At 73.4% G+C, this 10,398-nt stretch carries 7 protein-coding genes; 2 read left to right on the top strand and 5 right to left on the bottom strand.

The features are described from left to right. Window positions 1–102: 102 nt before the first annotated feature. The 4 genes from DTB53_RS00890 to DTB53_RS00875 all read right to left on the bottom strand — a co-directional run bounded on the left by DTB53_RS00890 (window position 103) and on the right by DTB53_RS00875 (window position 6,266). A complete protein-coding gene (locus tag DTB53_RS00890; RefSeq protein ID WP_003966135.1) occupies window positions 103–486 on the bottom strand; it encodes a hypothetical protein in 384 nt (127 codons plus the stop codon). Window positions 487–988: 502 nt separating this feature from the next. Then, window positions 989–1,690, bottom strand: coding sequence for an RES domain-containing protein (locus tag DTB53_RS00885; protein WP_003966136.1), 702 nt, complete (start codon window positions 1,688–1,690; stop codon window positions 989–991). Window positions 1,691–1,845: 155 nt separating this feature from the next. Then, complete coding sequence (locus DTB53_RS00880) at window positions 1,846–4,164, bottom strand: WD40 repeat domain-containing protein (protein WP_012378954.1); 2,319 nt, start codon at window positions 4,162–4,164, stop codon at window positions 1,846–1,848. Beyond that, the gene (locus DTB53_RS00875) at window positions 4,161–6,266 is read right to left on the bottom strand and encodes an ATP-binding protein (RefSeq protein WP_012378955.1); all 2,106 of its coding nucleotides are present in this window, start codon (window positions 6,264–6,266) and stop codon (window positions 4,161–4,163) included. Before DTB53_RS00875 ends, DTB53_RS00880 begins: the two co-directional genes overlap by 4 nt. An 18-nt stretch (window positions 6,267–6,284) precedes the next feature. Here DTB53_RS00875 and DTB53_RS00870 point away from each other — a divergent pair, with 18 nt between their 5' ends. Further along, window positions 6,285–7,784 (top strand): esterase/lipase family protein, encoded by a 1,500-nt coding sequence (locus DTB53_RS00870; protein ID WP_106431687.1) that lies wholly within the window; start codon window positions 6,285–6,287, stop codon window positions 7,782–7,784. A 157-nt stretch (window positions 7,785–7,941) separates the two neighbouring features. Here the strand turns inward: DTB53_RS00870 and DTB53_RS00865 are convergent, their stop codons facing one another. After that, on the bottom strand, window positions 7,942–8,709 hold the full coding sequence (locus DTB53_RS00865) for a helix-turn-helix transcriptional regulator (protein WP_012378957.1): 768 nt from the start codon (window positions 8,707–8,709) through the stop codon (window positions 7,942–7,944). Window positions 8,710–8,947: 238 nt separating this feature from the next. On the opposite strand from DTB53_RS00865, the gene DTB53_RS00860 reads away from it, so the two are divergent. Further along, window positions 8,948–10,243, top strand: a complete 1,296-nt coding sequence (locus DTB53_RS00860) for a COG1470 family protein (protein ID WP_042496067.1) — start codon at window positions 8,948–8,950, stop codon at window positions 10,241–10,243. Window positions 10,244–10,398 lie beyond the last annotated feature (155 nt).

The raw sequence follows: 10,398 nt of genomic DNA, 5'->3' as shown, positions 1-10,398 counted from the left end.
CGGGCCGGAGGGGCGGGGGCCGGGCGGGAGGTACGACGACGACGCCGGCGACGGTGGTCCGTCAGGCCGGCGGCGGGGTCGCCGCTCGGGTGGGCGGGTGCGTCAGAGGTCGCCCTGGAGATAGGAACGGGCCGCAGCCATCACGTCCTTGAAGTGCCCGTCGGCGATGGCCTGAAGGGGCGACTCGTCCTCCAGCTGGGGGTTCATCCCGATCATCCAGGCGCGGGCGGTGTGAGGGTTCTCGCCCTCCTCGATGAGCTTGAAGATCTGGTAGGCGGTGCGCAGTCGCACTTCGGCCTCGTAGCGCGGGGCGTTGAGCGCCCTGCACCACTTGCCGACCTGCTTGGCGTCCTCGATGCCGGCGACGTGCGCGGTGACGCGCTGGCTGAAGTTGTCCTGAAGGAAGCGCGCGATGTCGGCGATGGTCCGCTCCGTCGTGTCCCGGTGGGCGCGGGCCTCGGCGGCGGTCTCTCGCATGGTCTGCATGGTCTCCTCGTTTCCTCTCGCTCGCTGTGAGGCGTCAGCCGAGGATGCGTGCGCCGAAGGCGCGATGACGGGAAGGGGCCGCGTGGCGCTGCCGTTCGTCCGGCAGGGGCAACCGGGTCCGCGATATGCGCGGGGCTCCCGTGGTCGCTTCGGGCGCATCGTCGGGCCAAAGGAGGTGACCGGGGTGGTGGGACGCGAGGGTCGCTCCGCACCCGTGACCGGGCGCGGCGATCCTCGGGCGTAAGTGGCCGGCGTTCTGGGTCAACACGGCTTCCCCCCTCTGATATTGAGGAAAGGGTACCCGTTTACCTGTCACTTACTCCATAGTTTTCCCACCCGGAAAGAGACCCCAATCCCCCCTCTTATCGCCCTGCACTCCTCTGATCTGCGCCTTTGCGGAGAGCCCTCCACAGTGGTGGAGCACACGTGCGAAGGAACACCCCGGGCGGAACACCGGATCGGGCGACAGGCCGCACCGCCAGTCGGCCCCACCGGACACGCCTCAGCGGACGGTGAGGCCGTACTCGCGGGCCACTTCCTTCAGTTCGACGGATTCGGCGAGGATCGGGCGGCGTTCGGCCTCGACGTACTCGGTGCCGCTGAGGACGGCCCAGCAGCGGCGTCCGCCGTATCCGGACCGGTAGGCGATGCCCTGGGCCAGCCGGTGTCCTTCGGCGTTGCGCTGGGCCACGGTCCAGGCGGCGATCTGCCGTGCGACCCGGCGGTCCCGTCCGTGGATGTGTTCCTCGTTCAGCGGTCCTTCGACGCCCCACTCCGCGAACTCGTTCCGCAGTTCCCGGCGGAGCACCTCCCGGGTGGCTTCGGCGTCGACGTCCAGGAACCGCGCGTCGGGCGCCAGCTTCAGCCGGACGAGGATGTGGGTGTCGCGCCAGCTGGAAGCGAGGTGTCCGAGCTTCATCCGGCCGGCCGCCACGGGTTCGTCGGCGAGGAGTTCGCGCATCTTCGGGTGGACCCGGAAGTGGGCCAGGGCCTCGGCGTAGCAACCGGCCGGCTCGGACGCGCAGTAGAGCATGCCGTAGGTGAAGAGGCTGAAGCGGCCCGCCGACGATCCCTCGATCGTCTCGGGTTCGATCCGGTTGAACTTCAGCGGATCGGTCGACTTCCCGAGCCGCCAGACGCCCCGGTCCGGGGGGAGCGCGAGCTCGACCGGAGGAACGGCGCCCGGGTCTAAGAAAGCGGTCATGAATCCTCGATGGCGATAGCGGTGAAGGCGTGCCCGTGGGTCCCGGCGCGCGGCAGATCATTGTGGCGTACCCACCCCGCGCTTGTCGGCCCGTCATGACCCGTCGGCGGGCGCATCGGCGGAGCACGTCGGCGCGCGGGCGGCGCACATGGGTGTCAGGGACGGTCGGGCCGCAGACGGTCGTGGTGGACGCGGAAGATCATGGTTCCCGCCTCTCCGGTCGCGAGGAGCACGGTCGACGGCTCCCCTCCCGGCTGCGGAGCCGTCCGCAGGGCGCTGACGGCGTGGCCCGTGACGATCTGCAGGAGCAGCCTGTCGCCGACCGCGTCCCACAGGTGGATGCCGGTGGCCCCGGCGGCGGCGAGGACCGTGCGCCTGCCGTGGACCCGGAAGGCGGTCACCGCGTTCAGTTCCCCGTCCCCGGGGGCGAATTCGGCGAGGTGGCCGGAGGCCGCTTCGGGGTCCCAGAGCCTGAGCGTGCCGTTCTGCCCGGCGGTGACGATCCGGAGTCCCTCCCGGCCCCGGACACGGGTGAAGGCCACGTCGTTGACGATGTTCTGGCCGCACCGGATCGTCGGACCGCGCTGGGCGAGCGCGGCGACGTCCCAGACGCGGAGGTTTCCGTCGCTGCCGCCGGAGGCGAGGAGGACGCCCTCGTCGGTACGGGTGGAGGCCAGGCAGCGGACGCTGAACCGGTGGTCGTCGAAGACGGCCACGCCGCGCTGCCGGTCGAGGTCCCACAACCGGACGGTTCCGTCGGCGCTGCCGCTGGCCAGCAGGGGGGAGCCGTCGCCGCCGGGCAGGGCGAGCAGGGTGAGCGCGGGTGAGAGGTGCCCGCGCAGGCGCGGCGGGGGTGCGGGGTCGTCGCCGGGGCCGAGGGTGTGGAGGGCGATGCTGTTGTCGCTGAGGGCGGCGGCCAGTATCAGGCGGTGGTGCGGGCGGGCCCAGGCGAGGGCGGTGACCGGCTCGTCGTCGATGACGGGCCGCTTCTCGCCGGTGCCGATGTTCCGGACGAGCGTGGTGGTCCCCTCGGTCGCCGCGAGGAGGTGCGCCGGTCCGGGTGACAGCGCGCTGGCGGTGACGCGGTTCCACCGCGACCGGCCGTGGAGGAACGTGGTCCCGGCCAGCGGCCAGTTGCGGATCGTGCGGTCGGATCCGGCGGTGATCAGGCGGGTTCCGGAGCGCTCGGGCAGGGCGGTGAGGGCGGTGACCGCCTCGGCGTGCGCCTGCAGGGACTCACCGACGGGCTCCAGGCCCTCGGGCCGCCAGAGGCGGACGGTGCCGTCGGCACCACCGGAGACGAGGGTCTCCCGGCCCTCGACGGTGACGGCGGTCAGGGAGGTGACCGCGCCGCCCGCCGTCGCGCGGACGGAGCGCGTACCGGGGTGGGGACCGGCGCTGTGCACGGAGAGGTTGCCCTCGGCGTCGCCCACCGCGTAGCTCCCGGGCTCCGCCAGGGCCACCAGGGTGCGGACGGGCGCGGGATGGCGGGAGCGGACCCGGGGCGCGTCGCCGTCGAATGCGGCGACGGTGTCGTGGCGGGCGATGAGCAGCGGGCCGCCGTCCGGCCGGGTCGTCCCGCTCAGGAGGGCCGCCGCCGGGTCCGGCGGGGGCAGCGGGATGTCCGCCCGGTGCAGGGTCGCCGTGTTGAACGCGGCGAGGTGGCCGTCGCTCCAGGCGGCGAGGAGCACCGGGGCCCCGCTCCGCGGCCGGTGGAGCGTGAGCGAGGTGACCCAGGCCCCGAAGCGTCGCTCGACCGGGCCGATCGGGCGGCCGCGGGCGGCGTCGAGCACGGCTACGGCGCCGTCGGTGCTCCCGGTGGCGACGATCCCCTCCAGCAGGGGCAACAGGTGGGTGACAGCCCCTTCGTGCAGGGTGATCGGGGGTGCGGACGCGGAGCCGTCGCGTCTCAGCAGACGCACGACGCCGTGGTCGTCCCCGGTGACCAGGAGGGCCTGGTGGGGCGCTCGCCTGCGGGGGACGGTCGACGTCAGGGAGACGACGTCGGCGTCGTTGAGCGCCCACACGTTGTCCGGGCTCGCGCAGTCGCTCCACAGCGGTGTGACGGGCGAGCGGTCGAACGGCGTGCCCGCGGCGCCCGGCCGCGGCGCCGGCGTGGCCCGTGACATCGCGGCGTGGTGCGCCAGGTGCAGGCTGGTCAGCCGGGACAGGGGGCTGAGGTCGCGGGAGTAGGGCTCCAGGGTGGCCCAGGCCTGGAGCCACCGCTGATGGGCCGCCCGGCCCCCTTCCCCCGCCAGCAGGCGGCCGAGCCCGGAACTCGACTCCCAGGGCAGCAGGGCGGGCGGTACGTGGTCGTCGTCCAGGACGCGGCCCTGGGCGGCGTGCTGGGCCAGGTGCCGCCGCAGATAGGGGTGGGGCGGGATGCTGGGGTCGTCGGGGACCAGCTCGGCGAGCGCGGCGGCCAGTTGGCGGTGGATCTCCGCGTGCCGGTCGTCGCGGGCGGGCCCGCTCATGCCGCCCCGCCCCGGTCGAGCCAGTCCGTGCCGGCGTCGCGCAGGGCCTCGGCCAGCGTTTCGTGGGCCGGCCGGTAGACCCGCCGGTCGTCCTCGTGGTCGTGGGCCAGATAGCCGTTGAGCCGGCTCTTGAGCAGTTTCGTGATCATCTCGTCCCAGTCCGGCAGGGTCTCCCCGAGCATCACCCGGGCCATCTGCGGCCAGATGGTGGACCAGGGGATACCCGCTCCCCCGGCGAAGGCGGACGCGCGCAGGAGGGCGAGAGCCACCTCGGAGGGGAGCCCGTCCGCCTCGACCAGCACGAGGTCGCGTTTGAGGAGCCCTTCCGTGCCGTTGTTCAGCATCCTCTGCCACTCCGGCTGCCGGGCGACGGCGGCCGGGTCCTCGGCGGAGCGGAGCTGTTCCCCGGCTATGCGCGCGTCGATGAAGGACGGCCAGACGACGGGGGCGACCAGTCCGGCGGCCTCCTCGGCCGACTCGCGGTGCCCGCCGCCCTCGCAGATGAGGGCGTGCAGGTACTCCGCGATGTCCTTCTCGCTGGCCTCGTCGTCCGTGCGCTGCTCCTCGGCCGTCGGGAAGACGGCCTTCAGCGCCTCGTTGGGTCCCTGCTCCTCCTCGGCCAGTTCCACGGACGGTTCGCTGAGCGGCCGGCTGGAGCGCACGCCGATCAGCAGCCGCAGGCCGGGTTCGGGGGCGGCGAACGGCCCGCCGTCGGGTCGCGGTACGGGCACCTGTTCCAGTCGCGGCGCGCAGAACTCGTTGAGCGGCGCCAGCACGTCCTCGATGATGCGCTGTCGCTCGTCCGCCTCGTCGAGGCCGTCGATGACGAGGGTGACCGCTTCCTCCCGGTCCCGGAGCGTGGCGAGGATCTGCTGGACCGCCTCGACGACCGGGTCCTCGGTCGACCGGACCCGCCGCGGCGTCTCCCCCAGCGCTTCCAGGATGTCGTGGGCGAGTTGCGCCGCGCCGCGGTGCCGGGCCAGGACCGCCCCGGTGATGGACCCGGTCGCGGGGACGGTGTCGGACGCGGACAGGTCGAGCGCGGTCTTGCAGAGGGGATCGTCACGGAAGGCGGGGTCGCTCAGGACGACGGCCCGGGCGAGCACCGCGGACTTGCCGCTCCCCGCGCTGCCGGTGACGAGGAGGACCCCGCGGGCGCGGGCGGGACTGAGGAAGGCGGCGATGCTGCGGTTGAGGTCCTCGCGGCCCCGGAAGTACCAGCCGGGGTCCTGGTCCTGGGTGCGCCCCGTGGCCCGGTCGAGCCAGTGGTCGCCGGCCGGCGTGCTCCGGTGCCGGCCGTCCGCGCCGGTCGCTTCGCGCACCCGGCGGTATCCGGGGTTGGGGATGCAGGGGGTGGGCGCGAGGACTCCGCTGCCGTCGACCACCCGGTGGAGCCGGTGCTTCTTGCGGTCCGCGGGGGACAGGCCCCGTTCGAACTCCGACATGAGGTCGACGACGCGGAGGTGGGGGGTGGTGATGCCCGCGGTGGTGCGGAGCCGTTCGAACGCGCCGCGCAGGAGGGTGGAGAACCGCCTGACCTGGACGGGCCGGTCGTGTCCGCAGGTGACGAGGACGTCGAGCTGGCAGGAGTTGCGCCGTTCGGCGCGGATGTCCTCGATCAGGTCGTCGATCTCGCCGCTGATCTTTCCGGCGTAACAGGTGTTGACGATGACCAGCACGTTCTCGGCGTGGGAGTCGAGCGCCGCGGTGATGAGGTCGGTGGTCCTGACGGAGGTGTTGAGGTGGCGTCCCCGCTCGGAGTCGGGAAGCCCCAGGAAGTGCGTCCGGGAGCCCGCGACGCCGTGGCCGGTGATGAACAGGACCAGCGCCTCGCCGGTCATCTCCCGTACCCGGTGCGTCCGGAGGAAGTCCTCGACGTGTGCGCGCCCGGTCAGGGTCGGGGCGGGGATCTGGTGGAATCCGGCGGCGGCGACCGGCGAGGACCACCACTCGGCGACGACGTCGAGCTGCTCGTCGATGCCCGCGGTGAAGCCCTCGTCACCGTCGCCGTAGTCGCGTACGGCCAGCGTGAGCAGGGTCCTTGCCGAGTCGTTCCGCTCGGCGCCCTGATTCCGCCCCAACTCCCCCGCCGTGTTGCGCATCTCTCTAGTCTTCCAGGCATGACGAAGCCGCCGCAGACGAATCCGGGTCGCAGCCCCGGCAGCACCCCCCGACTCGGTCCCGAGGTGACGCCGGCCGTCACGCACGACGCGGTCGTGATCGTCCCCGGCATCATGGGGAGCGAGCTGTACGACACCGTCACCGGCGAGGTGGTCTGGGGGCTGGCGCATCCGCGGTGGCTCGCCAGGGCCTGGCTGACCCGGGACGGGCTCGCCCCGCTGCGTCTCACGCCGGAGGAACAGGCCGGGGAGTACGGGCGGATCCAGCCGCGCAGGCTGCTGCGGACCCCGGTGTGGATCCCGTTCGTGCGGGGCATCGAGCCGTACCACAAGCTGACCCGCGCGATCGAGGAGACGGTCGCCCACCCCGACGCCGTCCTGTCCTTTCCCTATGACTGGCGGCTGCCGGTCGAGGCCAACGCCCGGCTCCTCGCGGCGGAGGCGCGCAGGCATCTGGAGCGGTGGCGCGGTCACCCCGCCCACGCCGCGGCCCGCCGCCGGGCGCTCGACGAGCGCGAGGGGCGCCTCGTCTTCGTCGCCCACTCGATGGGCGGGCTCGTCACCCAGGCGGCGCTCGCCCTGGGCTCCGACGACGATCTGGCGGGCGACACCCGGGGGGTGATGACGCTGGGGACACCGTTCCGGGGGTCCGTGGTCGCGGCGAACATCCTCAACGCCGCGCAGGGCGCGCCGCTGCCGCTGCCGCACCGCCGGCTGGCCGCGCTGGCCGCCGCGATGCCGGGCGTCCACGACCTGCTGCCCCGGTTCGTCTGCCTGGAGGAGGGGCCCGGGGCGCGCCGGCTGTCCCCGTCGGACGTCGGCGCGCTGGGCGGGAGCGAGGAACTCGCGAAGCGGTCGGAGGAGTTCTTCGACCTGCTCGCCCGGCACGAGCTGCCCCGTCACCGCCCGGTCGCCGGAGTCCACCAGGACACGGTGCAGTCGCTTCGGCTGGAGAACGGGCAGGTCCTGGCGTCCGAGTACTGCTTCCGCACCCACCGGGACGGCGAGTTGAGGCGCGACGAGAACGGGGTGGCACTCCGCTTCGGAGCCCGGGGCGACGGTACGGTCCACCGGGACTCGGCGTCGTTGAGGGGCGGGGCCGTGCCGATCGCGCTCCAGCACGGTGCGCTGGCGAGCGGCGGGGCGGCGCGGCACGCGGTCGTCGACTTCCTCCTGGAGGAGGACGACCTCGGTCCGGACCAGGCGGGCGAGGGCCTCGGACTGACCGTCCCGGACTACGTGACGCCGGGGGCGGACTGGTCGCTCCGGATCACCGGGACGGACGACCCGTCCGGGATCGACTGCACGGTGGCCTCGGTCGACGGCCCCGTCCGCCGCCGGATCCGTCCGTACGCGGGGGACGGCGACGCGTTGTCGGCCGACGTGGAACTCCCCGAGGCCGGGCTGTACCGGGTCACGGTGGAGGCCGACCGGCTGCCCTCGCCCCTGACACAGCTGGTGTTCGCCGGGCCCGACGGCCGGCGGCCGGACGAGCCCTGACGCGGGGGCCGGGCCTCCCGGGTCCGACCGGGGCACCCGGTCGGACCCGGGACGCCCGGCCGCCGGGGACGCCGGCACGCCGGGCACGGGGACGCCGGGCGCGGGACCGCCACCGAAAGGCCCAGGGCCCGTGCCGCCGGGCGCGAGTGACAGCGCCTCAGATCAGCCCGTGCCGCATCGCGTACCCCACCGCGTGGGCCCGGTTGCGCAGTTCGAGCCGGGTCGCGACCTCGTGCAGCACGTTCTTGACGGTGCGTTCGGAGTACGAGGTCTTCTGCGCGATCTCCGCGGTGTCGCACCCCTCCGAGACCAGCCGGATCATCTCCGCCTCGCGCGCGGTGAGGGTGGAGAGCGTGAGCCCCCGGGGGTCGAGGACCGTCCGCTGGAGCGAGCTGACGTGGTCGAGGAGCTTGCCGAGCAGGTCGCCGGGCAGGACGCCTTCGCCGTTGGCCATCGCCCGCACCAGGTGGACGAGCCGGTCCTGGTCGGCCTCGCCGCGCCGGAGCACGGCGGCGACCCCGCACTCGATCATGGTCTGGAGGGCGCCGGACTCGAAGAACCCGACGACCAGTCCGGTGCGGGTGGAGGTGTTGCGCTGGAGGCGGTGCAGGAGCTGGACGGTGGGCTCGTCGACCATGTCCACCACGACCAGGGAGACCTGTGCCCGGTCCGCCTCGGCCTCCGGCAGCAGTTCTATCTCCGGCCGCACGCGCAGTTGGTGGATCATGCCGGTCTGCAGGATCAGGTCCTCCGCGTACACCGCCACGGAGACCCTGCCCCCGGGCGCTCCCCCGGGGCCGGCCGTGCGGCGGTGCGCCGCGTCGGGCCTGCGGTAGTGCCCGCGCGCCGCCGTGCCGTCGGCGGTCGCCGTGCCGTTCGCCGTCGCGCTCGCCGTGCTGTTCGTCGTGTCCGTGATCGTCGTCATCGTTCCGTGCCCGTCTTCCTCAGGTACTTCAGCCCGATATGCCTGCTCGTCCTCGTGTCGCTCCCGCCGGCCGGGAACACGGCCCGCGGGCTCGCGGAGGGGGCGCGGGTACACCGTGCCGGGGGGCCCGCGGGGCACCACCCCTGCCCGACCGTTGCCCTCGCGTCTCTGCTGCGGAGCGGTGCGCGCGGCCTAACGTCGCAGAGTGACCACATCTGCCGAACTCGAAAGCCCCACGGTGACGGTGTCGCCTGGCGGTACCGCGACGACCACCCTGACCGTGCGCAACGACGGCGACATCGTCGAGGCCTACACCCTTGAGGTGGTCGGCGACTGCGCCGCCTGGACTACCGTCGAGCCGGCACGTGTGTCGCTGTACCCGGGCACCTCCGAGACGGTGGCCCTGACCTTCTCCCCGCCCCGCTCCCACGAGGTCCGGGCGGGTGAGACGCCCCTGGCCGTACGGGTCCTGCCCGCGGAGCGGCCCGAGTCGGTGGTGGTCCCCGAGGGCACGGTGACCGTGGAGCCCTTCCACGAGCTCCGCACGGAGCTGGAGCCGCGCCGCCGCCGGGGCTGGCTGGGCGCCCGCTTCGGCGCCGCGGTGCAGAACAGGGGGAACACCCCGGTCGACGTGGTCCTCGCGGCCAAGCAGGCGGGGGAGGACCTGCGGCTCACCTTCGCGCCGGACGGCAAGCGGCTGGAGCCGGGCGAGTCGGCGGAGGTCCGGCTGAAGGTCCGGGCCCGGAAGCTGATCTGGTTCGGGGAGCCCGTCACCTGGCCGTTCGAGGTCCGGGCGACCGAGGGCGCCGAGGGGGAGGCCGAGGCCGAGCAGCCCGGCGGACCCGAGCCGCTGCCCGGGGAGTTCGCGCAGATACCCGTGCTGCCCAAGTGGCTGCTGATCGTGCTGGCGGCACTGCTGGCCCTGCTGCTCGCGTGGTTCGCCCTGGTGCGGCCCGCGGTGAAGAGCACCGCCGAGCAGGCGGGGGCGAAGGCCGCGCAGGAGGAGACCGAGCGCGGCAAGGAGCAGGGGTCGACCCCGCCGGGCGGTGCGGACAACCCGGCAGGCGGCCAGGGGCAGGGCACCGGCCCGGACGGAACGGGCCCCGGTACGGGCGGTTCCGGCCCGGGCGGATCCGGCGGTGGCGGGGGCAACGGCAGTGGCGGGGCAGGGAGCGGCCAGCAGGCCTCCGAGACCATCGACGTGCAGACCCGGACGGGCGCCACGGCGGAGGGGTCCTACAAGGTGCCGGCGGGGAAGGTGTTCGGCGTCACCGATGTCGTGGTGGCGAACTTCCAGGGCGACGAGGGCATCGTGACGATCTCCTTCGGGGATCGCAAGATCACGACGATCGCGCTGGAAACCTTCCGCAACCAGGACTATCACTGGGTCACCCCCATTCAGGTTCCGGAGAACGCCACGGTCACCGCATCCGTCACCTGTGCCAAGCCCGGCACCCCGGCCACCGGTACACAGGCTTCCGGGTGCCATCAGGTTCTGAATGTCAGCGGCGTTCTGAGCGATCTCACACGGTAGAAACAGCGACGCCGAGCCTTCCGCTCCGTCTGTCGACGAGACAACAGCAGAAACCGGGCCGAGAGGAAACCCGGCGTGCCGGGAGATGGCGGATTCGCCCTCCCCCATACACCAGAGGTCTCGACCAGTTCGGTCGTCGGCGGCGACGACAGCAT

Source organism: Streptomyces griseus (genome assembly GCF_900460065.1).
In the GTDB taxonomy this organism is placed as follows: Bacteria; Actinomycetota; Actinomycetes; order Streptomycetales; family Streptomycetaceae; genus Streptomyces; species Streptomyces griseus.
Note: the sequence above shows the minus strand (reverse complement) of the source record. Positions and strands in the feature narration are given on the sequence as shown.

Bases quoted from the DNA above. Each gene is read 5' to 3' on its own strand.
- DTB53_RS00890 (WP_003966135.1), bottom strand. From the start codon at position 486: ATGCAGACCATGCGAGAGACCGCCGCCGAGGCCCGCGCCCACCGGGAC.
- DTB53_RS00885 (WP_003966136.1), bottom strand. From the start codon at position 1,690: ATGACCGCTTTCTTAGACCCGGGCGCCGTTCCTCCGGTCGAGCTCGCG.
- DTB53_RS00880 (WP_012378954.1), bottom strand. From the start codon at position 4,164: ATGAGCGGGCCCGCCCGCGACGACCGGCACGCGGAGATCCACCGCCAA.
- DTB53_RS00875 (WP_012378955.1), bottom strand. From the start codon at position 6,266: ATGCGCAACACGGCGGGGGAGTTGGGGCGGAATCAGGGCGCCGAGCGG.
- DTB53_RS00870 (WP_106431687.1), top strand. From the start codon at position 6,285: ATGACGAAGCCGCCGCAGACGAATCCGGGTCGCAGCCCCGGCAGCACC.
- DTB53_RS00865 (WP_012378957.1), bottom strand. From the start codon at position 8,709: ATGACGACGATCACGGACACGACGAACAGCACGGCGAGCGCGACGGCG.